This window comes from Asaia prunellae JCM 25354, from assembly GCF_000613885.1.
Lineage (GTDB): Bacteria > Pseudomonadota > Alphaproteobacteria > Acetobacterales > Acetobacteraceae > Asaia > Asaia prunellae.
The window spans coordinates 21,517-44,739 of record NZ_BAJV01000004.1; the positions used below are offsets into that span (position 1 = coordinate 21,517).

Annotated in this window: 22 protein-coding genes and 3 pseudogenes; 14 read left to right on the forward strand and 11 right to left on the reverse strand. The window is 54.9% G+C overall.

From position 1 onward, the window contains the following. Positions 1–65: 65 nt before the first annotated feature. The 4 genes from hpaD (at position 66) to hpaI (ending at position 3,596) form a co-directional block, all read left to right on the forward strand. Positions 66–1,046: a 3,4-dihydroxyphenylacetate 2,3-dioxygenase gene (hpaD, locus tag JCM25354_RS04170; protein ID WP_025885076.1), complete on the forward strand. Its 981-nt coding sequence runs from the start codon at positions 66–68 to the stop codon at positions 1,044–1,046. Between the two features lie 77 nt (positions 1,047–1,123). Next, complete coding sequence (locus tag JCM25354_RS04175; RefSeq protein ID WP_025885077.1) at positions 1,124–2,002, forward strand: fumarylacetoacetate hydrolase family protein; 879 nt, start codon at positions 1,124–1,126, stop codon at positions 2,000–2,002. A 66-nt stretch (positions 2,003–2,068) separates the two neighbouring features. Beyond that, positions 2,069–2,806 (forward strand): 2-oxo-hept-4-ene-1,7-dioate hydratase, encoded by a 738-nt coding sequence (gene hpaH / locus JCM25354_RS16530; protein WP_243443891.1) that lies wholly within the window; start codon positions 2,069–2,071, stop codon positions 2,804–2,806. Between the two features lies 1 nt (position 2,807). Continuing rightward, positions 2,808–3,596 (forward strand): 4-hydroxy-2-oxoheptanedioate aldolase, encoded by a 789-nt coding sequence (gene hpaI / locus JCM25354_RS04185; protein ID WP_025885078.1) that lies wholly within the window; start codon positions 2,808–2,810, stop codon positions 3,594–3,596. Between the two features lie 24 nt (positions 3,597–3,620). Here hpaI and JCM25354_RS04190 read toward each other — a convergent pair whose 3' ends face one another. From JCM25354_RS04190 to JCM25354_RS16535, 3 genes are read right to left on the reverse strand one after another with little or no spacing between them, the layout of a single operon-like run. Further along, the gene (locus JCM25354_RS04190) at positions 3,621–4,322 is read right to left on the reverse strand and encodes an acetolactate decarboxylase (RefSeq protein ID WP_025885079.1); all 702 of its coding nucleotides are present in this window, start codon (positions 4,320–4,322) and stop codon (positions 3,621–3,623) included. 21 nt (positions 4,323–4,343) lie between these two features. Beyond that, positions 4,344–4,601 (reverse strand): glutaminase, encoded by a 258-nt coding sequence (locus JCM25354_RS23310; protein WP_369345723.1) that lies wholly within the window; start codon positions 4,599–4,601, stop codon positions 4,344–4,346. Further along, positions 4,592–5,302, reverse strand: a complete 711-nt coding sequence (locus tag JCM25354_RS16535) for a glutaminase (RefSeq protein ID WP_369345724.1) — start codon at positions 5,300–5,302, stop codon at positions 4,592–4,594. The genes JCM25354_RS23310 and JCM25354_RS16535 overlap by 10 nt, the downstream gene beginning before the upstream one ends. 142 nt (positions 5,303–5,444) lie before the next feature. Here JCM25354_RS16535 and mntR point away from each other — a divergent pair, with 142 nt between their 5' ends. Then, positions 5,445–5,939 (forward strand): manganese-binding transcriptional regulator MntR, encoded by a 495-nt coding sequence (gene mntR / locus JCM25354_RS04200; protein ID WP_243443892.1) that lies wholly within the window; start codon positions 5,445–5,447, stop codon positions 5,937–5,939. A gap of 9 nt (positions 5,940–5,948) precedes the next feature. On the opposite strand, the gene JCM25354_RS04205 is transcribed toward mntR, so the two are convergent. Beyond that, positions 5,949–6,800, reverse strand: coding sequence for a class I SAM-dependent methyltransferase (locus JCM25354_RS04205; protein WP_025885081.1), 852 nt, complete (start codon positions 6,798–6,800; stop codon positions 5,949–5,951). Between the two features lie 224 nt (positions 6,801–7,024). Here JCM25354_RS04205 and JCM25354_RS16540 point away from each other — a divergent pair. The 5 genes and pseudogenes from JCM25354_RS16540 to JCM25354_RS04230 all read left to right on the forward strand — a co-directional run bounded on the left by JCM25354_RS16540 (position 7,025) and on the right by JCM25354_RS04230 (position 14,557). Next, a pseudogene (locus JCM25354_RS16540) lies at positions 7,025–8,415 on the forward strand (Nramp family divalent metal transporter). Between the two features lie 595 nt (positions 8,416–9,010). Beyond that, complete coding sequence (locus JCM25354_RS16545; RefSeq protein ID WP_243443893.1) at positions 9,011–10,849, forward strand: TonB-dependent receptor; 1,839 nt, start codon at positions 9,011–9,013, stop codon at positions 10,847–10,849. Between the two features lie 95 nt (positions 10,850–10,944). After that, positions 10,945–13,224, forward strand: coding sequence for an FdhF/YdeP family oxidoreductase (locus JCM25354_RS04220; protein ID WP_025885082.1), 2,280 nt, complete (start codon positions 10,945–10,947; stop codon positions 13,222–13,224). Next, a complete protein-coding gene (gene fdhD, locus JCM25354_RS04225; RefSeq protein WP_025885083.1) occupies positions 13,221–14,078 on the forward strand; it encodes a formate dehydrogenase accessory sulfurtransferase FdhD in 858 nt (285 codons plus the stop codon). The genes JCM25354_RS04220 and fdhD overlap by 4 nt, the downstream gene beginning before the upstream one ends. Beyond that, complete coding sequence (locus JCM25354_RS04230; RefSeq protein WP_025885084.1) at positions 14,075–14,557, forward strand: nitrate reductase associated protein; 483 nt, start codon at positions 14,075–14,077, stop codon at positions 14,555–14,557. The genes fdhD and JCM25354_RS04230 overlap by 4 nt, the downstream gene beginning before the upstream one ends. Here the strand turns inward: JCM25354_RS04230 and mobA are convergent. From mobA to JCM25354_RS16555, 4 genes are read right to left on the reverse strand one after another with little or no spacing between them, the layout of a single operon-like run. After that, on the reverse strand, positions 14,552–15,139 hold the full coding sequence (gene mobA / locus JCM25354_RS04235; protein ID WP_084294630.1) for a molybdenum cofactor guanylyltransferase: 588 nt from the start codon (positions 15,137–15,139) through the stop codon (positions 14,552–14,554). The two genes, JCM25354_RS04230 and mobA, sit on opposite strands and share 6 nt — an antisense overlap. A 6-nt stretch (positions 15,140–15,145) precedes the next feature. After that, the gene (locus JCM25354_RS16550) at positions 15,146–15,466 is read right to left on the reverse strand and encodes a hypothetical protein (RefSeq protein ID WP_051537213.1); all 321 of its coding nucleotides are present in this window, start codon (positions 15,464–15,466) and stop codon (positions 15,146–15,148) included. Beyond that, the gene (locus JCM25354_RS22140) at positions 15,463–15,912 is read right to left on the reverse strand and encodes an amidohydrolase family protein (protein WP_243443894.1); all 450 of its coding nucleotides are present in this window, start codon (positions 15,910–15,912) and stop codon (positions 15,463–15,465) included. Before JCM25354_RS22140 ends, JCM25354_RS16550 begins: the two co-directional genes overlap by 4 nt. Beyond that, complete coding sequence (locus JCM25354_RS16555; protein ID WP_243443895.1) at positions 15,885–16,841, reverse strand: amidohydrolase family protein; 957 nt, start codon at positions 16,839–16,841, stop codon at positions 15,885–15,887. Before JCM25354_RS16555 ends, JCM25354_RS22140 begins: the two co-directional genes overlap by 28 nt. 253 nt (positions 16,842–17,094) lie before the next feature. On the opposite strand from JCM25354_RS16555, the gene JCM25354_RS04250 reads away from it, so the two are divergent. Further along, positions 17,095–18,009 carry a class I fructose-bisphosphate aldolase gene (locus JCM25354_RS04250; RefSeq protein WP_025885086.1) on the forward strand — a complete coding sequence of 305 codons (915 nt, stop codon included), beginning with the start codon at positions 17,095–17,097 and terminating at the stop codon, positions 18,007–18,009. Here JCM25354_RS04250 and JCM25354_RS04255 read toward each other — a convergent pair. Continuing rightward, positions 17,958–18,788 (reverse strand): ABC transporter ATP-binding protein, encoded by an 831-nt coding sequence (locus JCM25354_RS04255; RefSeq protein ID WP_025885087.1) that lies wholly within the window; start codon positions 18,786–18,788, stop codon positions 17,958–17,960. The two genes, JCM25354_RS04250 and JCM25354_RS04255, sit on opposite strands and share 52 nt — an antisense overlap. Before the next feature lie 5 nt (positions 18,789–18,793). Beyond that, positions 18,794–19,546 (reverse strand): ABC transporter permease, encoded by a 753-nt coding sequence (locus JCM25354_RS04260; protein WP_243443911.1) that lies wholly within the window; start codon positions 19,544–19,546, stop codon positions 18,794–18,796. A gap of 289 nt (positions 19,547–19,835) precedes the next feature. On the opposite strand from JCM25354_RS04260, the pseudogene JCM25354_RS22145 reads away from it, so the two are divergent. From JCM25354_RS22145 to JCM25354_RS16570, 3 genes and pseudogenes are all read left to right on the forward strand, one after another. Next, positions 19,836–21,175 (forward strand): annotated as a pseudogene (locus JCM25354_RS22145) (transglycosylase SLT domain-containing protein). Positions 21,176–21,198: 23 nt separating this feature from the next. Next, positions 21,199–21,768, forward strand: coding sequence for a peroxiredoxin (locus tag JCM25354_RS04270; protein ID WP_025885089.1), 570 nt, complete (start codon positions 21,199–21,201; stop codon positions 21,766–21,768). A 45-nt stretch (positions 21,769–21,813) separates the two neighbouring features. Then, positions 21,814–22,391: pseudogene (locus JCM25354_RS16570) on the forward strand (DUF1643 domain-containing protein). Positions 22,392–22,517: 126 nt separating this feature from the next. Here the strand turns inward: JCM25354_RS16570 and JCM25354_RS16575 are convergent. Then, positions 22,518–23,144 (reverse strand): POTRA domain-containing protein, encoded by a 627-nt coding sequence (locus JCM25354_RS16575; protein WP_159103444.1) that lies wholly within the window; start codon positions 23,142–23,144, stop codon positions 22,518–22,520. Positions 23,145–23,223 lie beyond the last annotated feature (79 nt).

Here is a 23,223-nt window from a genome sequence, read left to right on the forward strand (position 1 = left end):
CCAGGTTTTGATGAATGTTCCCGGTATCCCGGGATCATCCTGATCCCACAGGGGGAGTAAAAATAATGGCTCTTGCACCATTCAATCTATATCCTGAATTCAACATCGTTCGTCTCAGCCATGTCAATTTCACAGTGACGGATCTGGCTGCCAGCCGCGCATTTTATGTAGATACGTTAGGCCTGCAGGTTACTGACGAAGATAACGAGACTATTTATCTCCGCGCCATGGAAGAACGCGGTCATCACTGTATTATCCTGACGAGAAGTGAAAAGGCTGAGGTTCGTTCCCTCTCCTTCAAGGTCTACTCAGAGGTCGATCTGGATAAGGCTGCCAGATATTTCCAGATGCTGGGTCATGCCGTCGAATGGGTTGAACGCCCCTATCAGGGACGGACAATGAAGACCCATGACCACGCCGGAATTCCGCTCGAATTCTATTACAAGATGGACCGACTGCCGCCGATCCATCAGAAATACGCTCTGTATCACGGCGTGAAACCGCTCCGTATCGACCATTTCAACTGGTTCTCGACGGATGTGGACAAGTCGGTCGCCTTCTATAACAACATGGGCTTCCGTGCGACAGAATATACGGAAGAAGAAGAATCCGGCCGGCTCTGGGCCGCATGGATGCATCGCAAGGGAGGCGTTCACGACATTGCGTTTACCTGTGGCAAAGGTCCACGTCTGCACCACACGGCTTTCTGGGTACCGACACCTCTGAACATCATTGATCTGCTCGATCTGATGTCAACGACCGGCTATCTGGCCAATATCGAGCGCGGCCCCGGACGACATGGCATCTCGAACGCATTCTTCCTTTATATCCTCGATCCTGACGGTCATCGCATCGAGATCTATTGCTCCGATTACCAGACTGTTGACCCCGATAACGAGCCAATCCGCTGGGATCTGAAAGATCCTCAGAGACAGACGCTCTGGGGCGCGCCTGCACCGCGCTCATGGTTCGAGCATGGCAGCACATTTGCTGGCGTCGAACCCAGCGAGCCAACGCTCAAGGCAAGCCCGATTATCGCGCCCTGACAGGTGTACAGCCACACGCTGCCCCCTATCCGTTCCGGTAAGGGGCAGCGTGTGGCATCGGATAAGGAAAGACAGACATGACCTCCCGGTTTTTGACATTCAAGGCAGCAGGCAGGACGCGTTACGGTCTGTGGCACCCTGAAGGAATCACAGATCTCAGCGAGACTTATGGCAATATCTGGCCAGGGCTGCGTGAAGTGATCGAGGCAGGCGCTCTTGAGACTCTTGCGCGGGAGGCGCCAGTCAGGGTTGATTTCAGGGAAAGCGAGATCGAGTATCTCATCCCGGTCATCAACCCCGAGAAAATCATCTGTGTGGGAGTGAATTTTCCCGACCGGAACGAAGAATACAAGGACGGGCAGAAAGCACCTGAAAATCCTTCGCTTTTCATCCGCTTTCCGAGGAGCTTCGTTGGGCATCGTCAGCCCCTTTGTCGCCCGCCTGAGTCGATCCAGCTGGATTATGAAGGCGAAATCGTCATCATAATCGGCAAGCAAGGGCGGAGAATCAGTCAGGAACAGGCTCTCAACCACATTGCAGCTCTGAGTTTATGCAATGAAGGGACCCTCAGGGATTGGGTCAGGCATGCAAAATTCAACGTCACACAAGGGAAGAATTTTGATGCCTCCGGCGCCATTGGTCCCTGGCTGATACCGTATCGGAGCGAGGAACAACTGAAGAACGTCAGCCTCACCACGCGGGTCAATGGTGAACTGAGGCAGAATGACGTTACCGACAGAATGATTTTCTCGTTCAGAAAAATCATTGCTTACATCTCGACCTTCACAACACTCGTTCCAGGCGACGTGATTGTCACAGGAACACCGACCGGTGCGGGGGCACGGCTGGAACCGCCCCAATGGCTGAAACCGGGAGATGTGGTAAAGGTCGAGGCGACCGGTCTGGGTTGCCTTGAAAATCCGGTTGCGGATGAGAGGCCTAGCACATCATGCTGACGCCAGATCAGATACAGGCTGCAGTTACCGCCCTCGACAAGGCTGAGACAACAAGAGAACAGATCGTTGATCTCTCTGCTTCATCCCCAGGCGACGCTTGATGATGCCTATGCGATCCAGAGAGAATGGGTCCGGGTCAAGCAGGCTGGCGGGCGGCAGATCATCGGCTGGAAAATCGGCCTGACATCGAAAGCCATGCAATATGCCCTCGGGATCGATACGCCTGATTCAGGGGTATTGTTTGATGATATGCTCTTCGAGGATGGCGCAACCATACCACCCGACAGGTTCATTCAGCCCCGCATCGAGGCGGAACTGGCTTTTGTGTTCCGGGAAAACATCGAAGGGGCATCACTTTCGATGCACGACGTTCTGGCAGCAACAGACTATGTCGTGCCCGCACTGGAAATTCTTGACACAAGAGTAAAGCGGAAAGACCCGGAGAGCGGGATACCCCGCACCATTATCGACACTGTCTCAGACAACGCGGCCAATGCCGGGATTGTGCTCGGCAACACAAGAATTCGGCCCGATGATGTCGATCTGCGCTGGGTGGGTGCCATTGTCTCCCGAAACGCGGTTGTGGAAGAAACGGGTCTCGGGGCTGGGGTTCTGAGTCATCCGGCACGTGGCATTGCCTGGCTGGCGATGCGGCTTCATCAATATGGTGGGCGTATCGAAGCCGGGCAGATCATCCTGTCAGGATCCTTCATCCGTCCGGTTGAAGCCCGGCAAGGCGATACGATCATGGCCGACTACGGAAGATACGGAACCATCAGCTGTTTCTTCGAAAGGAATGCGTGAGATGCCGGCACCCAGAAATCTTTTCAAAGCGGCCCTGCAGGAAAAATCCCCTCTTATCGGATTCTGGCTGGCTTTGGCAGATGCCTATACTGCTGAAATCTGTGCCGGTACAGGCTATGACTGGTTGCTGATAGATGGTGAGCACGGGCCCAATGATCTCAGGACCATCATGCATCAGCTACAGGCCCTCAAGGGGAGTAAGAGTGCAGCTGTTGTCCGGCCAGTAGCGCCTGAACCCTGGATGATCAAACAGCTTCTTGATGTTGGAGCGCAAACCCTGCTTGTGCCCATGATCGAAAGTGCTGCTCAGGCAAGAGAGATGGTGAGCGCCGTGCGGTACGCCCCCGAAGGGAAAAGAGGTGTAGGTGCCGCTCTGGCGCGTGCCTCTGACTTCAACAGAATTCCTGATTATCTCGCAACTGCAGGCAACGAGATCTGTCTTCTCCTGCAAATTGAGAGTCGAGCCGGACTTGCTGCACTTGACGAGATCGTTCAGATCGAAGGCGTAGATGGCGTTTTCATCGGGCCAGCCGATCTCGCCGCAGATCTCGGGCATCGTGGTGATCCGGCGCATTCAGCAGTGCAGCAGCATGTCGAAGCTGCACTGCACAAGATCATGAATGCAGGTAAACCTGCAGGTATACTGACAAGTACTCTGAGCCTGGCTGGACGATATGTTGAAATGGGTGCCCGATTTGTAGCCATTGGCAGTGATGTCGGTGTTCTGGCCAGAGGAGCCGAGACGCTCTGTTCGGAATTCCGCGCAAAACACGTTCACCACACCGGGTGAACTCCGTCTGACAGACCGGGTTTTCTATTTCTCGATACGGTTAATCATCTCGTCCAGCGCGCCCACATCAATCTCAAGTGCCTTGAAGGCCTTGCTGGACGGATTCACAATCTCGATTGTGGTTTTCTCCTCAAAGCTCAGCAAGGCCTCGGGAGCCGAAAACTCGAGAACATGGCCACTTACCACCGATGCCTCGTCGAGAAAATGAAAATGAAAACCGGGGACTGAAACACGTCCGAAAAGTTCAGGAGTCCAGAAGCCAATCAGGCGTCCCTCGATCGCCTCGTGGCGATCCACCTTCTGAGCTGCAGCAACGTCATTGACGCTGCGACTGCTTCCATCCGCGCGATAGGGACGACGCAGAACGAGCTGATCGAAATGCCCGCTTATCGAAACTGCCAGGAAAATATTATCAGCCCTGATAAACCGTCCCAGCTGTTCCTCAACATTCTCATGAGTGATGGACATGACCACATGTTCCTGCTGAGGTGTGAAATCCGTCACCTGCACAAACGGTATTTCCACCTCCGGTGACAGACAGTGCAGGGTCTCACCGGCTGTCGCTTCATGCACGCGACCATCATGAATGGTCAGTTCGCCACTGATCCCGGCAGAGCACCCCAGACCGAAAGCCCTGTGCGAACAGAAGGCCGAAAGCGGTGCCTCGCCGTGAAAATACCCTGCCATCAGGGCACCGATTGTCGAAAACTGGGTAATCTTGCTCATGCAGGCATTCCTTGCAGCTGATCAGGTTATTTTCTGAACCGATAATGGAAAGGGGTTGAAGACTGACCAGCCTGTCTTCTGTACCAGCTTCTCAAGTGCCAGTGTACCAATCAGGGAATTGCCCTGTGCATTCAGCCCGGGCGACCACACAGCGACGGAGGCCAGTCCCGGCGCAATAGCGAGAATCCCGCCACCTACCCCCGATTTGCCAGGCAGACCCACCCTGATAGCGAAAGATCCTGAGCCATCATAATGACCACACATCATCATCAATGCCATGATCGTACGCGTATTGGTACTGACGTCACCATGCGCCCGGACTGGAGATCCACACCGCCGGTCATGAGATAGCCGCCAATTCTGGCAAGCTGGCGACATGACATCGTCAACGCGCACTGATGGAAATAAAGGTCGAGGGTATCTTCAATCGGATTTCGGATATTGCCGAAAGTGCGCATGTAATTGGCAAGGGCAGCATTACGAAACCCCGTTTCTCGCTCCTGCTGCGCCATGTTCTCGTCGATAAACACCTCTTCAGCGGCACCCGATTGAGATTGTGCGAAATCGAGCAGGGCCTGACGGGCACCCAGCCGTCCGAGCTGGGAAACCAGAATATCGGCAATGACAATCGCACCTGCATTGATGAACGGATTTCGAGGAATACCCGACTCGCTTTCAAGCTGGACAATCGAATTGAAAGCGCTGCCTGACGGTTCCTTACGCACACGGGTCCAGAGCGCGCTGCCCTCGAGCGTAAGGGCCAGCGTCAACCCGAAAACCTTGGAAAGACTCTGAATCGAAAATGGCTCATCCGCATCGCCGGCCACATGAGCGCCGCCCCCTGCATCGAGCACGGCGATACCGAATTTATCCGGATCGACACAGGCCAGAGGCGGGATGTAGTCGGCTACCTGCCCGCGTTCGGTAATCCCTCGCATTTCATGCGCGATTTCGGCAACAATGCTGTCGAGATCGGCCATATCCTCTCCTTCCTGCTACAAGTCTCATCCGGGGGACAAAGACATGACATGGCCGGACAGACCAGACAACGTTTCCACAGGACAAGCCTGGTTGAGATGAGCCGCCTTATCTGCAATGAGGAACTTCATGACAGGCGGCATCATGAAACCCAACGATCATACCGACGAGACAAAGGAAATGTCAGAAGTCACGCTTCCTGACGTGGACACGCAATCCGAAGGATTTCGTCTCAATCGGGCGGCGCGACGCCAAGCCCTGATCGAGGACTATGTTGAACTGATTGCCGACCTTCTGGCTGAGGGACGTGAGGCGCGACAGGTTGATATTGCAACCCGGCTGGGCGTCTCACAGCCTACAGTCGCCAAGATGCTGACACGGCTTTCGACCGAAGGTTATGTACATCGCCGACCCTATCGTGGCGTTTTTCTGACCACCAAGGGCCAGAACGTGGCCGATGAGGCCAAAAACCGTCATCGCATCGTCGAGAGTTTTCTGCGTGCCTTGGGATCAGTGAAGAAACTTCGGGTGGATGCCGAAGGCATCGAGCATTATGTAAGTGACGAGACATTGACAGCCTTTGATCGTGCGCTTGCAAGCGGCCTTGGCAACCTGCTCTCTCGCCCGAACAAGAACTGATCAGACACTCTATGGCAAGCCTTCGAGGCGCACAGCTCCACAGAGAAATGATCCACCGCTCAACAACCTGTAAAGACGTGAAACGCAACTCGCCCCAAAAGTGACGTGACGAGCCAGATCGGATTGCTCGCACAGTTCCAGCCCTTTCATACGGTCAGTTACCTCCTGCGGAGTACGCAGACACCACTCAAAACGCGCGCCTGTCTGACGCACACTCGCATTCATGTGTGAATGCCTGACAACAAAGGGCGAAACATAATCAAAGATAATGGATACCGGCGCCTTTCTGGCAATTGCAAAAGCACTCACCTTTTCCAGCAGATTCCAGACAAAATCGGACTTGAGATACATCAACACGCCTTCTGCAAAAAACAGAACAGGCTGACCGGCAACATGAGGAAGCCTTCGTAGCCAGGATTCCGGCCCTGACGCATCGCTGACAAGACTCGCCCCAATCATGCCTGCAGGCCGGACGCGCTCTCGCAGAGCCAGAATTTCAGGCAGTTCGATATCATACCACAGAGCTGCGCCGGCATTCCTGAGACGGTTCTGGCGCATATCGAGCCCGGATCCAAAACTGAGACACATCGAGGCGGGGTAACGATCGAACCAGCTCTCGATAGCGCGGTCAAACCACATGGCCCTGAGAATCGTGCCTCGCATCGATTTCCTGTCCGCCACAAAACGAGCCGGATCGAAACCCAGACCCGCAGCTACGTTTGCTGCGGAAGGATCATGAAATGGAAGTTCAGGGGTATGGTCAGGCGCCAGAAGACGAGCGGCAAGAGTGATAAGCATCGTTTCCGGCACGCCACTCAGCGCCGAAAGCGCCGGGTCGGGAGATGAAGTCATAGATATCATGACGGGACATTCCTTACTGCCATATCCCAAAAATACAGTTGAGAATCATTCTCATATAATCTAGCAAGATCTGGGCGAAAACAACAGTCTTTCTCCTGTCTTGATCAGACACATGCATCCTGCATCAACCAGTTGATCAACAGGACGTTATCGGTCCTGAATCCATTACAATATGCAATATAGCATATTGCATATCTATAAGCCTTAGGTTTGAGTAATATCCCATGTCATGTCCTCCTCCCGCACAAGAACCGATCACCTGCCCAGACCGCCCTAGGGCGGTCCGCGCTTCGTGGCGCTTCACCCGTGCGCTCGAGGCTGATGGACACAGCCTGCCGGAAGTGTTCTCCTCAGTGCATGTTGCACCGGAAAATGCGGGATGGTTCCGTCGCTTCCTGTCTTTCGTCGGGCCCGGCTATATGGTGGCCGTAGGTTATATGGATCCAGGCAACTGGGCGACAGACCTGCAGGGTGGTGCCCAGTTCGGTTACACCCTGCTTTCTGTCATCATGATCTCCAATCTGATGGCCATTCTGCTCCAGGCGCTAGCAGCCCGGCTCGGCATCGTGACAGGCCGCGATCTGGCTCAGGCCTGTCGCGATCATTTCTCACCAGCCATTTCGTTCGTGCTATGGTTCACCTGTGAGCTCGCGATCATTGCCTGCGATCTGGCAGAGGTGATCGGTACGGCTGTCGCGCTGCAACTGCTCTTCATATCCCCTTGCTTTTCGGAGCGCTGATCTCTGCATTCGATGCACTGATCGTGCTGTTTCTGATGAATCGCGGCTTTCGCTATCTCGAAGCGTTTATCATCGCTCTGCTGACTGTCATCGCCGTGTGTTTCGGCGTGCAAATCGCCGCAGCCTCGCCGCCCGTTGCGGCGGTGCTCTCTGGATTTCTGCCACGCACCAGCGTCGTCACAAACCCGGCCATGCTCTATATCGCTATTGGCATTATCGGCGCGACCGTCATGCCGCATAATCTCTATCTTCACTCCTCCATAGTGCAGACCCGCGACTACAGGAGAGACGACAGAGGGCGAAAGGATGCCCTGCGCTGGGCGACACTCGACAGCACCGTCGCGCTTATGCTCGCTCTGTTCATCAATGCTGCAATCCTGATCGTCTCGGCGGCAGCCTTCCATGGTACGGGCCATCAGGATGTCGCTGAAATCGAAGATGCCTATCGCCTGCTTTCTCCCGTTCTTGGAATGGGCGTTGCCTCAACGCTTTTTGCCGTAGCTCTTCTGGCAGCGGGAACGAATTCGACCGTCACGGGTACACTGGCCGGCCAGATCGTGATGGAAGGTTTTCTGCATCTGACCATTCCGCACTGGGCGCGTCGCCTGATCACACGCGGTCTCGCCGTGCTGCCGGTTGTAGCCGTCACAGCTCTCTATGGTGATCACGGAGTGGGCAAACTGCTCATATTCAGCCAGGTCGTGCTGTCACTTCAGCTCCCTTTTGCTGTCATTCCACTGGTTATGTTCGTGTCTGACAGACGCAAGATGGGGCATTTCACGATTTCACCCGGCATGAAGCTGCTGTCCTGGTCTGTAGCCGGGATTATTCTGCTGCTGAATTTCAAGCTGCTTTACGACACTCTCGCCGCCTGAGGCGGGTTTCCCCTGTCACTATCATCATGAAGGATCGCCTTATGCTCTCTCTCCGCTCACAGTATAGCAATTGCTATCTAAAAAAGCTTGGGAGAATCCTTAAGGCATCTGCTTATTGGCATTCGGCTGCCACCCTGACCCCGGCACTACTGGCACCGCCCCTTCTCTGCACTATGACCACAACAGCGCGCGCTGCTGACAGGCCAGTCAGCAGCGCGTCAGCTCTCACTCCTCAAAAAGATCAGAAAGGCAGGCGATCCGTGCCGGAAAACGCCCGGTCATGCAAAAATCTGCCTCAGCCAGTATCATCCGGCCCACCGGAAACTGCTGCAGACAAAGCCTTGAGGGATGCTTGCAGGCAACCTCGTCAAAGCGCTTCAGCTGCCGGAGAAACCGGGCAGCCTCCCTCGGGTCATGAAAATATTATCGTGACGGCTCATCTCGATCAGATGCGTGGTCGCATTGCACCAGGACTGGGGGCCGTCTCATATGGCATTGATCAAAGACAGATACAGGCCACGCCTGGCGGCGAGAATGCCGCTTTCAGTCAAATTCTCCTCCGGCTGCCTGGGGTAGTCATGGATCTTATGGCGAGGTGCATGTCCGCGGAGAGCATGGTGGTCTGACCTACCGTGTCAATGGTGTCCTGCTCCCCGAGGGACTGAACGGTTTCGGGCAAGAACTTGACAGTCGCATCATCCAGTCAGTCGATCTCCTGACAGGCACTCTCCCCGCCCAGTTCGGCTTTCGCACATCCGGCATCATCGATGTCAAGACGAAGACGGGAGACACTCTGAAGAACAACCAGTTCTCACTCTACGGAGGCAGTTACAACACGTTCGTACCATCCCTGCAGCTCGGCGGCTCGAAAGACCGTTGGGACTATTTCGTCACTGCTTCCTACAACCGCAATGATATCGGCATTGAAAATCCGACCAGTTCCTTCCGACCAACCCATGACTTTACCCAGCAGGAGAAAGCTTTTGGCTATCTTGCCTATCAACTGGATGATGAAAGTCGCATCAGTCTTCTGACCAGCGCATCCTATGCCGATTTCCAGCTTCCCAACACAACGGGTCTGCCCATCCTGTACCAGTCCTCGACCATAGCTCCTGAGGATCGGGATATTCAGTCGCGCCTGCTGAGAAACGGACAAACCGAACAGAATTATTATGCCGTACTGTCCTATCAGCGCAGCACCGAGAAAACGAACCTGCAGGTTTCTCCCTTTTTCCGTTATGGTCGTATCGGATACCGCAATGATCCGGACCGGGACCTCGCCTTCTCGGGTATTTCCCAGCATGAGGTCAATGACTTCACCACAGGCGGGCTGCAACTCGACACGTCCTACAACATCGCCCCACATCACATTCTGCGCGTCGGGCTGCTCGGTCAGTATACGTCCGAGCGTCTTGATACGAACACACTCGCGTTTCCGGTTGATGAATCAGGAGAACAGATCTCAATCAATCCCAGAAGGATTATAGACAATAGTGGTAACTGGGCTGTTGAAGCCGGGGCCTACATCCAAGACGAATTCCATATAACACCCAGACTGACCTTCAATTACGGCCTGCGCTATGATCGTTTCGCTTCTTCATTCCACAACGAAGGTCAACTGAGCCCGCGCGCCAATATGGTCTGGAAAGCGACAGGAACAACAACTGTTCACTTCGGTTATTCGCGCTATTTCGCGCCTCCTTCACCTCAGTATATCTCGGATACGACACTCGCAAAATTTGCAGGCACAACCAACGCACCACAAACGATGCTGAACACCCCGACACGCGTGGAGAAATCACACTATGTCGATGTCGGTATCCTGCAACATATCACGCCCGACTATCAGATCACGATCGATGCCTACGGCAAATGGGCGCATGATCAGGGCGATCTCGGCCAGTTCGGCCGTGCTGTCATTCTGGCGCCATTCAGCTACCGACGCGGGCGTGTCTATGGTGCTGAAATCGGCAATTCATGGCGCCATGGCGGCTGGTCGATCTATGGCAATTTCTCTTTCGTCAAGACCTGGGCAAAAGACATAAACTCGGCACAGTATCAGTTCGAAGTGGCTGAACTCGATTATGTCAGAAATCACGGAATCCAGCTTGATCACCAGGGTGAATTCACTTCATCGGCAGGCGTATCATACAGCAACAAGCATGACATGGCCTATCTCGACTTCCTCTATGGCTACGGGTTGCGAAGCGGTTTTGCCAATCTGGAGAAACAACCCTCCTACGCGGTTTTCAATATTGGCTATGCCCATACCTTTACTAAAGTCCCGGTCGGACACAGCCTCAAACTACGTTTCGACGTCGTCAATCTGTTTGATCACCGCTATCAGCTGCGTGATGGCAGCGGTATCGGCGTGACGCAGGCTCAGTATGGCCAGAGACGAGGTACTTTCTTCTCGATGGTAAGCAGCTTCTAGACAGCCTCACGCAGATATGAGGGAGCGATTCCGACGTTGGAAAGGTTGATGTGTATATGGTGGCAGCGGTTGCCCCCTTGACGGAGATCCGCCTGATGCCTGATCGCAAAACCCTCTTCAAGCCGTATCATCATCCGGCAGGAGGCTGGGGTGCGGTCAAGGCCACGGCAAAAGCCCTTCTGGAACAGAGCGTTGTCAGCAAGGGCTCTCGCGCCTTGTTGGCGATGAACCAGCCAGGTGGCTTCAAATGCCCGAGTTGCGCCTTTCCTGATCCGACCCGCCACAAGAAAGTGGAATTCTGCGAGAACGGGGTCAAGGCACTCGCTGTCGAGGCAACGAAGAAGCGCGTCACGAGAACCTTTTTTGCCGAATATCCTGTCAGCGAACTCGCCACGAAAAGTGACTACTGGCTGGAGGAGCAAGGACGTCTGACCGAGCCGATGCGTTACGATCCGAAAACGGATCATTACGTTCCCTGTTCATGGCAGGAGGCTTTCGATCTGATAGGCAATCATCTGCGTCGTCTTGAATCGCCTGATCAGGCCGAATTCTACACTTCTGGTCGCACCTCCAACGAAGCTGCCTTTCTCTATTCTGTTTTCGTGCGCGCCTTCGGCACGAATAATTTTCCCGATTGTTCGAATATGTGCCACGAGCCGACCAGCCGGGGCCTGCCCGCTGCCATCGGGATCGGTAAGGGGACGGTCGTCATGGACGATTTCGACCACGCCGAAGCCATATTCATTGTCGGCCAGAATACCGGCACAAACTCACCGCGCATGATGGGACTGCTGGCCCATGCCCGCAAACGCAATGTGCCGATCGTTGTGGTCAATCCCATGCCGGAACGCGCACTGATCCGCTTTGCGGAACCGCAGGACCCGGTCATGATGGCAACAGGCGGCTCGACCGCCATAGCGACCGAATTCGTTCATATCCGGATCGGTGGCGATCTCGCCTTTTTCAAAGGCATGATGAAAGCGCTTTTCGAGCGTGACGAGGCGGGCGAAAACGTTCTCGATCACGATTTCATCGAGAAGCATACCGAGGGCTTCGCCGCATTGCGTGAAGAAGTCATGCAGCAGGACTGGGAGGCAATCGAGCGTATATCAGGCATTGAAAAAGCACAGATCCTGCGCACGGCCTCGATTTATGCGCGCTCGAATGCATCGATCATCTGCTTTGGCATGGGGATCACCCAGCATCAGCAGGGTGCGCGCATGATCCAGCAGCTTGCCGCCTTTCTGATGCTACGTGGCAATTTTGGCAAGCGGGGCGCCGGTATTGCCCCTATACGTGGCCATTCCAACGTACAGGGTGACCGTACGGTAGGTATCGATGAAAAACCGACGCAGGCCTATCTCGATCGTCTGCGTGATGTATTCGGATTTGAACCGCCACGCACTCATGGTCATCATGCCGTGGATTCAGTCGAAGCCATGCTTGCCGGGACAGCCAGGGTCTTTATCGGCATGGGCGGCAATTTCATCCATGCCATTCCTGACACGCCGCGTGGCTATGAAGCGATGCAACGCCTCGATCTGACCGTAGGAATTGCGACGAAGCTCAACCGCGGCCATATCGTCCATGGCCGCAATGCCCTGATCCTGCCTGTGATCTCGCGTTCGGAGATTGACCGGCAAGCGACAGGAGAGCAGTTCGTCACCATCGAAGATGCCATGTCGAACGTGACTGCATCACGCGGCGTACTGGAGCCTGCCAGTCCTGACCTGCTTTCAGAAGTCGCGATTGTCTGCGGCATGGCACAGGTAACGCTCCCCGACAGCACAATCCCCTGGTCCCTGTTCCAGACCGATTATGGCCTGATCCGCGATCGTATTGCGGACGTCTATCCCGGGATCTATGCCGATTTCAACGCCCGGATACGGAACAAACAGGGTTTTCATCTCGACATTCCACCACGACGCCGGGAATGGAAAACCCCTTCGGGCAAGGCGCAATTTCTGGTCTTTCCCGGTCTGGAAGTCGATGACCATGTTGAGAACAACGACATGCTGCGTCTTTCGACCATTCGCTCGCATGACCAGTTCAATACGACCATTTACAGCATGAATGACCGCTACCGAGGCGTTTACAATACCCGCATGGTCGTTTTCATGAATGAAGAGGACATGCAGGAACGAGGCCTTGAACAGGAGATGGTTGTCAGCCTCGAAACGCTTTCGACAGACGGCATTACAAGACGCGTCCAGAATCTGGTTGCCATCGCCTATCCCCTGCCCCGTGGAGCCATTGCAGGCTATTATCCAGAACTCAATCCGCTTTTACCCCTCAACCATTACGATGAAATCAGCGGCACTCCTGCCGCCAAATCAATCCCCGTACGGGTTCACTCATCTGCGAGGGCGCCATGACAATACGACCAGACAGTCTGGCTGCAGCCCATGTACTACGCCATGCTATCACAATTGGCCCTGACGGTGAGCAGGAGCGGATCGAACTCGGCATTGCTGAAGAAAAGCCGCTTACCCTGATCTTCAATGAATTTCATGTCCATGCGGTCATGATGGTGACCCCGCTTGACCTTCATGATTTCATTCTCGGCTTCGTATTGACCGAAAAGATCATCGCCTCACCCTCTGACCTTATCTCCTGTCATATCGACCGCCTTGATAATCAGCTTGCCGCGCATATTCTTATCCCGGGTGCCGATTTCAGTCGCCTGATACGCAGGGGGCAGCGTTTTCTGACCGGGAGCAGCAGTTGCGGTCTCTGTGGCGTGACCGACCTGGATGATATCGCAACAGACCCGCCAAACCTGCCCGCGCACCCTGTGCCATTGGCAGCCATAAAGAAGGCTCTGGCCGCGCTTCCTGACCAACAGGTCCTCAATCAGAAAGTGCATATGGTCCATGCTGCAGCCTGGGCGTCACCTGATGGAGTGATTCACTATGTGCGCGAGGATGTGGGACGCCACAACGCCCTCGACAAACTGATCGGTGTTCTCAGCCAGTCCCCCCGTGAGCCGGGACGTGGCTTCTGCCTGCTGACCAGTCGATGCTCTTATGACATGGTTGAAAAAGCCCTCACATTGGGCATCTCCACACTCGTTGCCATTTCCTCTCCCACCGATCGTGCAATACAGGTTGCACGAAAGGCTGATATGACTCTGATTGGTAATGCCCGGCCTGATCGCCTCGCCATTTTTTGCGGTGCGCATCGCCTAGTCAAACCTGAACCTGAGGCTGTCACAATGGTTGGCGTATGAGTTTCGATCCCACAGACGATTTCTTTGCATTCGAGCAGGATTTTGCAGGAACGCTGCGCTGCATACCCATGAAGGTGCGTCTCAAGCTTGATCTATGCGGTATAAAGCTGAGTCTGCGCCAGTGGAGCCAGCTCTTGCCGACAATCCGCAGACAACTTCTGCACTCGCCTTGCGAGACGGTTGATGAGCAGGCAGCCTATCGCGAAACCCTTGTAAAACTGATTGCCAAATATTGCGATGAGCCTCTGAGAACACTGGCCGGCAGCGACGATCACCTGTGGAGGGATGTCTCTGTGGTGCCCACCTGCATTCTGGTTCAGGCTGAACGTGACAAGGTATCCCCACCGGATTTGGCCCGTTGGCAGAGGCTGCACGCTCTTCAGCGCTTTGCTCTGGTAAAACTGGCACGATCACAGCATGAAAACGAGAATTTTGTTCCGGCACTAAGAGAATTTGGTCTGATACAGACCGGATCATGAAGCAGTCTGGTTTATAGCAGCCAGGTCTTCATATGTATTGATATTAAAAAAAGGATCGCCAGCATCGCTATCGAACGAGACCTGGCGCATACCGATCTTCTCAGAAAAAGGGCGCACAGCCATCTGTCGTCGTAACCCTGATGCCAGAGCCAGATTTATATGCTGGTGCAACTCCGGGAGGCAGGCAGTCGGCCAGAATGCTACGAGAGGGTGCATACGCCCCAAGCTTTCCGCGCAGGATGGAGCTGGAGAAAGTCTCGTAACAAGATCATAGGGGATGAAGGGTGTATCGCCAGGTACGGTAAGAACAGAAGACACACCCTTGCGACTGGCCCATTCAATTGCGGAAAGGATCCCGACAAGCGGTCCTTTGCCGGATCGTGAGTCTGGAAGAAGCTCCATGCCGCAACCCCTGAAGCTGTCCTGTTCCTGTCTTATTGCAAGAGCAATCTGGGAGACCTGCGGGGAAAGACGCAACACCAACTGGTCAAGGATCCTGTTCTTCCCCAAGGAAAGGAGCGGTTTGTCACAACCGCCAAGCCGCTCTCCCCTCCCTCCTGCCAGAATAACCGCCAGTGTCATCAGACTTTAGCGCGGTTGTGGCGGCAGAGGCACCTCTTGTCGGTCTGGAGACATCGGATGAAGATGATGTCTTGGAGGATGCCGGATTGGTGGCGGTGGTTCGGGGGGAAGCTGAACCGGCCTGAACGCTGGCGGCGCCTCTCCACGATGATAATAAGGCCCCCTGTAATTATCGTTGAGTTGTGAAGCGTTCAGCCTGTCAATCATGCTGTTGCCAGTGCCATCAGCATAATGACCGGACATCGCGGCGGGCCCCTGCTGCGCCAGAGCGAAAGACGGGGCAGCCAGAAGCATTACCCCCGATAAAACCCCGATATGACGGTTCATGGTGTATTTCCTTTGGAAACAAGTCCGTCAGAGACAGGCTCACCGCGCTGCCAGACCTGAGATATCAGGTCAATATCAGATACGGATCGATCGGGAGCACCGTCAATGACCAGAAAATCCGCCCGCTTGCCACTCAACAATACGCCGCGATCCTGAAGTCCCAGCAACAGGGCTGCCTTTTGCGTTGCGATATTGATTGCCTGCAATGGCGTTAACCCTGCCTGTACCATCAGGATCAGCTCTCTGTGCTCAGCAAAGCCGGGTAAACGAAGAGGCGTTGCTCCTGAATCAGTCCCGAAGCCAATTTTTGCACCTCCACGATACAGAGCAAGCAGGTTGCGTTTGTTCATGGCCAGTGCAGTTCGCGCGGCTTCTGTCGTCGGTTTGGCGAGGGTCTCCCTACGCCAGACTTCCTGACCTACAGTCTCTCGCAACGCTGGCGACATGGCCTCATTGGCTGCTCTCTGCCCAAGTGTTTCAGGATGTTCGGCGAAATAATAAGTCGATTCATCAAGTGAGAGAGTAGGGATATACCATGAGCCGTATTCTTGAGCTGCGTTACGAAAGCAGTATCAACCGGTTTGTCACGTACACCATGAGCGAGAATATCAGCACCATGGGCAAGTGCCTGGCGTGCCAGATCGAGGTCATGAATATGCACTGCAACACGCAGATGCCGTTTATGAGCCTCGACAATTGCGGCCTGCCACACAGAGGCGCCAAGCAGGGGCAGCGGAGGTTTTGCAGGATTGGTCAAATGCAGATCGTCCAGCCAGACCTTGACCAGATCTGTACCCTCGTCGGCCATACGATCAACAGCCTGACGAGCTTCCTGCGGAGTATGGGGCCGAAAGATCTGATCATGTCCCATATTCTCAACCATGGCTTCCGGCGGCATGCCGCCTGGAGCGCCAATTCCCTGGTCCACACCAAAGAGATCAGCGCCAGGATTGATGCCCTGATGCTGCTCCCGGCGCAGCTGATCGAAAAGTGGTGACTTGTTCAGTCCAAGCGCCGTAACCGTCAGGACTCCATAACGCCTGTATTGCTCAAGTGCCGCCAGGATTATTGTACGCGTATAATTGCGCGAGGCGGTCGACATTCCCTCAACCAGACCGACATGACTGTGATCACTTATCAGCGCAGGCATCACGGTCTTACCTTGCAGATCAATAATTCTGGCGCCTGCCACAGGGGCCTGGCCGATAGACAGGATCTGACCACGATCGATCACGATTGTCATATCGATCCGCGCTTCTGCTCCGGTCCCGTCAATCACTCGGGCATGGGTCAGGGCAACAGGTTCGGCATGGCTGGCAGAAGAAGGAAAACAGGTCGTGACCGCAAGAGAGGCAAACAGCCAGATAGAACGCATCTCGGTTGGACTCTCTCTTTGCTTTTCTCTCCTGCACACATGACAGAAAAACTGCATCCTGATGCAGGAGGGACTGCCATCTGAACGCAGAAAGCCTCCTCAGGATGCATGGCAGGAAAATCTGGTATCGAATCTGTGAAGGGTAGTTTGGACATCGTAAGAAACGGATAAGGCCAGCAGCAGTTAGGAAGTGTTATAATCTTCCGGTTGCAGCAACAGAAACTGCGACCACCACCCAACACAGGAGCGTTGCATGTCATTGACACCCCAGGTCAAAGCCATTCTTGCCAATTACGAGTCAGACAATCCCGGGACAAAAGCCAATCTTGTCCGACTGATGAATACGGGCGTGCTGGCTGGCACAGGCAAGCTGGTGATCCTGCCGGTTGATCAGGGCTTCGAGCACGGACCTGCGCGCTCTTTTGCGGCCAATCCGCCAGCCTATGACCCGCATTACCACTTTTCTCTTGCTATCGAAGCCGGTCTCAATGCCTTTGCTGCGCCCTTGGGTATGCTCGAAGCTGGCGCCTCGACTTTTGCCGGTCAGCTACCGCTGATCCTCAAATGCAACAGTTCGAACTCACTGGCGACCGAGAAGAACCAGGCCGTCACCGGCACAGTAGCCGATGCACTGCGTCTGGGATGTTCGGCCATCGGCTTTACCATCTATCCCGGCAGCGAATATTGTTTCGACCAGATGAACGAATTGCGCGAACTGGCACAGGAGGCAAAGGCGGCTGGTCTGGTTGTAATCGTCTGGAGTTATCCACGCGGGCCAATGCTGGACAAGGTGGGCGAGACAGCCATCGATATCTGCGCTTATGCTGCCCATATGGCGGCCGAATGCGGTGCCCATATCATCAAGGTCAAACCTCCGACCGACGCTCTGTCGCTCCCCGCTGCGAAAACGGTCTATCTTGAGCAGAAGATTGATATCTCGACCATGGAAGCGCGTGTACGTCACGTGGTACAATCCACCTTTGCCGGTCGTCGCATTGTCATTTTCTCGGGTGGTGAGCATGCCACGACCGATGCCCTGCTCGATACGATCCGTGGCATTCACAAAGGTGGCGGATTTGGTTCCATTATTGGCCGCAACACGTTCCAGCGTCCGCGTCAGGAAGCCCTTGCCCTGCTGTCCTCGATCACAGGAATCTTCAAGGGCTGATGTTCAGCCTGATTGATCGCTTCATAAGCATCGATCACGAGATCCGGCGGACCATCCATACGGATGCGTCCGCCTTCCATCCAGATGATACGCGTACACCACTGACGCAGGACTGGAAGGGAATGTGACGTGATGACCAGAATACTGACATGCTCGATAAGGCGGGTCAGGCGTAATCGTGCCTTTTCCTGAAAATGGGAATCCCCGGCCATGAACCATTCATCCATGAGCAGGATTTCCGGTCTGGGCGCTGTCGCAAGACCAAATCCCAGACGGATTGCCATCCCTGAGGAATAGAGCCTGACCGGAAGATCAAGAAACGCACCGAGCTCGGCAAATTCCTCCACATCCTTTTCAAGCGTGATGGCCGCAGCCTTGTCCAGTCCTATGTAACGTGCATAGAGCCTGATATTCTCACGTCCGGTAAGATCGGTATTCATTCCGGCCTGGGGGCTCAGAAGAGCATGCAGATCACCCTCTACATGCAACACACCAAGCCGCGATTCGTAAATACCTGCCAGCGCGCGCAGAAGCGTCGACTTTCCAGCACCATTATGACCGATCAGGCCGACACGCTCACCTGTTTCGATGGACAGGGTAAGCTGGCTGAGCGCCAGAACCACAGTCATGTCAGCCTGGCTGATAATGCTGCCACCGACTACCTGCCGATCTGCCACCTTGCTTTTCACACCTTTGAAAAGGCTTTTCTTGAGAGATCGCGCACTGCCATGAAACATCGGATAAACGAGCGAGTAATCGATCAGTCGTGTCAGCGGCATGATGGTCAAACCCAGAAAGCCAGCCGCTCGCGCGTTCTGGCAAAAAAGAGAAATGCAACAACACACCAGATGATACTGAGACTGACAGAAATCAGCACAGCAGAGAGCGGAGGAAGCGTGCCCAGAATGGGCCCTCTTACCATTTCCAGAAGATCATAGAACGGGTTCAGGACAAGATAACGACTCTGATGTGGCGAAAGCTGAGTGGGTTTCCAGATGATAGGTGTGACATAGAAAGCAATTTGCATAAAAGCGCCGATAATCGGAGCAATATCGCGAAATCTGGCGCAAAGGGCTCCCAGCAACAGACAGGCAGCAAAGCCGTCAATCAACCACAATGCAAGTCCAGGCAAGGAAACGAGGCTGATCAGTCCCGGAAAAAGGCCGTAGATCAGAAATACCCCGATCGGAACAACGATGCTATGAGCGAAAACAATGGCGTTGCGCACCAGCAGACGAAAGGCCTGCAGTGAAAAAGGCAGCTTCATTGCATGGATACTGGCTTCGGCATCAATGAAGCATGTGCAGGATTCCTGTATCAGGCTCGAAAGCCCGACCTGCCACAAAGCCATGGAAAGCGAGAGAAAAGGAAGATAGTCGCGTAGATTCATGTGGAACAGGCGCGCATAGATCACCCCCATTGAAGCCACCATGATCGCCGCCGAAATCGTCATCCAGAATGGCCCCAGAACCGACCCTCTGTAACGCAGGCTGATATCGGTCCAGCCAAGCGTTCCGGCAAGCCGCAAGGAACGCATGCCTGACACTATATCATCCATGCGCGGGCATATCGACTCTGGTTCATGTCCCTCCAGGGGATTTTCCGGTTTGCTGTTTCCGAGACGGGTAGAGCGTTCCGCCGTAGCGGATAAGCCCCTTTTCCGCAACACTCAGCCTCTATCCGCGGAACAATCCCGCCTGATTGGACAGGTCGGCTTTTGATCTCCTCAAATTACTGCTATCTTTATGCGGTCTGGCTCCGTAGTTTTGCCGCATTCTTGCCGCAGGATGCGGTCTACGCTCGGTATGCATCAGGTGAAGGCTATCATGACCCGTTCCCGCCATTTGATTGCCAAGGTCGGACCACAGGAAACCGGCCGGGTCCTTCCTCGGGGGCTGAAATCTTCACGTCTGCTGCTTGTTACCGGCGCGACAGCGCTTCTGGCCGCATGTGCCAGCTCTCCGCAGCGGCCACAGATTCCTGTCGCCCAGGAAGCCGCCAATTACCGGGAACATGCAAAATCCTATTATGCTCCGCCTGGCCCCCCCGAAGATCCCTGGGGGCCATACATTGAAGAGGCCTCACAACGCTTCGACGTTCCCGGCACCTGGATCCGTGCGGTGATCATGCAGGAATCAGGCGGTCGACTCTATGACCGCAATGGCGGGTTCACGACTTCAGCTCCCGGGGCCATGGGACTGATGCAGCTCATGCCTCCCACCTATGACGACATGCGCTCCCAGTACAGCCTGGGTGACGATCCCTATGATCCGCGCGACAATATCATGGCAGGCACAGCCTATATCCGGCAGATGTACGATATCTACGGCTCGCCCGGCTTTCTTGCCGCCTATAATGATGGTCCCGGCAGCCTGGATTCCTATCTCCGTCGCGGGCGCTCCCTGCCACGCGAGACACGACGCTATGTGGCCCATGTCGGTCCCCAGATTGCAGGCATCTGGCCGCGCAATCGTTCTGCAGCCGATCTGCTGGTTTCCCAGCATGACCCCTCTGCAGCTACAATGGTTGCACAGAATGACAGTGATACGGCCAGCGTCCGGGCAGCATGGCGCCAGCAGGCCCAGTCAACAACCTATCGGGCTGATCAGCAGGAAATGCAGGTGGCAGAGGCCCCCGCCAACAGCCGTTCTTCGGTCAGCGCTGCCTGGGCAGCACGTGTATTGTCGCCCCCCCCCCGACACGCAGTGCTCCGGTACAGATGGCAAGCCTGAACACGCAGGATGATACGGAATCTTCCCCGGGCAGTGTGGCACAGGCCTGGGCCGGCCGTGCACCTGTACAGCCAATCCCTGTCGGGCGTCGCCTTTCAGCCGAACCGGTTTTGGCCGTCATGACACCTCGCCCCGTCCAGCACAGCACTCAATCCGGGCAGATACCCAAAAGCGTGCAGACCGGGAACTGGGCCATTCAGGTCGGCGCCTATAATTCCGCCGTTCAGGCCACACGTGCTGTCGCCCAGGCACAGAACCACGCAGGAACTTCACTCTCTGGCGCACGTAGTCAGGTTTCCACGGTGCAGTCAGGACGGGCGCATCTTTACCGGGCGCGTCTGCTCAATCTTTCTCATGACAACGCCGTGGCAGCCTGCCGGAAGATGGGCCGCGACACACCCTGCGTGGTCGTCTCTCCGGGATCATCGTTCTGAACCTGATCTTGTGCGGAGATCATATGCCCCGTCGTCTCGTCTTCCTTCCCCTTCAGACCATGCTCGGTCTGTCCCTTATCCTTGCCGCTCCTGCCGCAAAAGCTGAGCTGAAACAGGGTGCCGAAGCCCCTGATTTCACCCTGCCTGCGACCCAGAATGGCAAGGAGATGCAGTACACGCTGCGCGATGCCCTCGCGAAGGGGCCGGTTGTGCTGTACTTCTATCCTGCGGCCTTTACCAAAGGCTGCACCATGGAAGCTCATGGTTTCGCCGATGCCATGCCGCAATTTTCCGCCTTGGGTGCCAGCGTGATCGGCGTCTCGATGGATAATATCCACAAACTCGACAGTTTTTCAGTCAGTCAGATCAAGGGACAGTTTCCTGTCGCCTCCGACAGTGAGGGCAAGGTGACAAGACTTTATGACGCCAAGATGCCGATGCTTGATATCGCCCAGCGCGTTACCTACGTGATCGCACCGGAAGGGCAGATCATTGAAACAATAAGTTCGGAATCGCCAGGCAATCATGTCGAGAAAGCTCTTGCTGCACTCAAGACATTCAAGGCTGATACGATGAAGAACAGAAAGAAATAGGAATATAGACCCTCTCTGGTTTCGGAAGAGGGTCATGCATATCATATGACCCAGAAAAGCATGGGGCACCATGTAGGCTCCTCAAAAGCCTTGCGTCTTCAGGATGATGTTGTCAGCACGGCTGTCTATGACGGACCAGATGACTGCTATCGTTACAGGCTTCACCGCCTCTGGGATGACAGCAGGCCCACGATCATGTGGCTTATGATGAACCCTTCTGTTGCCACAGAATATGGCGATGACCGTACAGTAGCGAAATGCCAGCGTTACGCTCGGGCCTGGGGTTACGGTGCAATGTTTGTGGGCAACAGCTTCGCCTATCGTTGCACCGATCAGAGAAGGCTCCTCGAAGTGAGTGATCCGGTGGGACCAGGAAACGAGAAAGCCCTGCTGGACATGGCAAGACAGGCCGACAAGGTTATTCTTGCCTATGGTTCACCTGCACACCCTTCTCTGCGAGAGCAGGGCAACAGGATTGCCCTTATCCTGCATCGGGCAGGAGTGGCCCTTTGTATTCTGCGGCTGAGCAAGGGCGGACGCCTGAACATCCTCTTTATCTGCCTAGCACATTGGAGCCGGTCGCGTTGGAGAATGATTTCTTTTCGAAGCTGGAAGCCATCTGACCAGAACGGACGAAGCCTTCTCGACGCGCCCGGCATCAGAGAAAGCAGGATTTTCAGGGCGCCCCCGGATCTTTCTCGGCAGAGAAGAAACCGGGGGGCAGCAGAGTTCTTCGGGAAATCCGGACTCTACTTCTCGGTGATCTGATAGGTCAGCACGACGTGATTGTCGTGGTTTGGCTGGGTCGCTACAGGCTGGATCTGTACACCCAGATTATGCTTCTGATAGATTTTCTGGATCGCCACTGTATCAGCTGTGGCAGCCTCTGCAGTTACAGTAGCACCGGGACGGAGCGTTGTAGCAGCTTCCAGTTCGGCAGTTGGGACCTTCTTGTTGCCCACAAACTCGACCTTGTCGAGCACGAACGGTGCAGGGGCTGGCGCTGCACTCGGAGCCTGTTCTTCGATCGTCAGATAGAACTGCACCGTATTCTTTACGAAGCGTTCCTTTTCGCTGAACTTGGCACCCAGATTTTTGGCCTTGTAAAGATCAGCCGCTTTCTGCACCCCGGCATCAAGCTGGTCACGGGTAACAGTATCACCCACATGGTAGGGCAGTGCTGCCATGATCTCTTCAGTAGAAATGGCCTTGTTGCCCTCGACCTTGAGAATCTTGAGCGTAAGGGGGGCATTGGCAGCCGGTGCGCTGGCTGCCATGGCAGGCGCCACAAAGCCCGTGACAGGCAGGCAAGGCAGCGCAGCCGTACCAGCGATCAGGGCCAGACCGGCAAAGGCATAACGGGAGCTCGGCTTCATGAATGTCATCCTTCTGAACAGGCTCGTTCTGAGCGCGGGAATGATAGGCATCTTCCTGGCATGTTGGCAAAGTTCCGGA

Coding starts and splice junctions, on each gene's coding strand:
- JCM25354_RS16535 (WP_369345724.1), bottom strand. CDS start 5,302: ATGGCCGATCTCGACAGCATTGTTGCCGAAATCGCGCATGAAATGCGA.
- JCM25354_RS04260 (WP_243443911.1), bottom strand. CDS start 19,546: ATGCGTTCCTTGCGGCTTGCCGGAACGCTTGGCTGGACCGATATCAGC.
- JCM25354_RS16575 (WP_159103444.1), bottom strand. CDS start 23,144: ATGAAGCCGAGCTCCCGTTATGCCTTTGCCGGTCTGGCCCTGATCGCT.
- JCM25354_RS04190 (WP_025885079.1), bottom strand. CDS start 4,322: ATGAGCAAGATTACCCAGTTTTCGACAATCGGTGCCCTGATGGCAGGG.
- mntR (WP_243443892.1), top strand. CDS start 5,445: ATGAAACCCAACGATCATACCGACGAGACAAAGGAAATGTCAGAAGTC.
- JCM25354_RS22140 (WP_243443894.1), bottom strand. CDS start 15,912: ATGTCGCCAGCGTTGCGAGAGACTGTAGGTCAGGAAGTCTGGCGTAGG.
- JCM25354_RS04230 (WP_025885084.1), top strand. CDS start 14,075: ATGAGTTTCGATCCCACAGACGATTTCTTTGCATTCGAGCAGGATTTT.
- hpaD (WP_025885076.1), top strand. CDS start 66: ATGGCTCTTGCACCATTCAATCTATATCCTGAATTCAACATCGTTCGT.
- JCM25354_RS04255 (WP_025885087.1), bottom strand. CDS start 18,788: ATGCCGCTGACACGACTGATCGATTACTCGCTCGTTTATCCGATGTTT.
- JCM25354_RS04175 (WP_025885077.1), top strand. CDS start 1,124: ATGACCTCCCGGTTTTTGACATTCAAGGCAGCAGGCAGGACGCGTTAC.
- JCM25354_RS04220 (WP_025885082.1), top strand. CDS start 10,945: ATGCCTGATCGCAAAACCCTCTTCAAGCCGTATCATCATCCGGCAGGA.
- JCM25354_RS04250 (WP_025885086.1), top strand. CDS start 17,095: ATGTCATTGACACCCCAGGTCAAAGCCATTCTTGCCAATTACGAGTCA.
- mobA (WP_084294630.1), bottom strand. CDS start 15,139: ATGACACTGGCGGTTATTCTGGCAGGAGGGAGGGGAGAGCGGCTTGGC.
- hpaI (WP_025885078.1), top strand. CDS start 2,808: ATGCCGGCACCCAGAAATCTTTTCAAAGCGGCCCTGCAGGAAAAATCC.
- JCM25354_RS16555 (WP_243443895.1), bottom strand. CDS start 16,841: ATGCGTTCTATCTGGCTGTTTGCCTCTCTTGCGGTCACGACCTGTTTT.
- JCM25354_RS23310 (WP_369345723.1), bottom strand. CDS start 4,601: ATGGCATTGATGATGATGTGTGGTCATTATGATGGCTCAGGATCTTTC.
- JCM25354_RS04205 (WP_025885081.1), bottom strand. CDS start 6,800: ATGATATCTATGACTTCATCTCCCGACCCGGCGCTTTCGGCGCTGAGT.
- fdhD (WP_025885083.1), top strand. CDS start 13,221: ATGACAATACGACCAGACAGTCTGGCTGCAGCCCATGTACTACGCCAT.
- JCM25354_RS16550 (WP_051537213.1), bottom strand. CDS start 15,466: ATGAACCGTCATATCGGGGTTTTATCGGGGGTAATGCTTCTGGCTGCC.
- JCM25354_RS04270 (WP_025885089.1), top strand. CDS start 21,199: ATGCCCCGTCGTCTCGTCTTCCTTCCCCTTCAGACCATGCTCGGTCTG.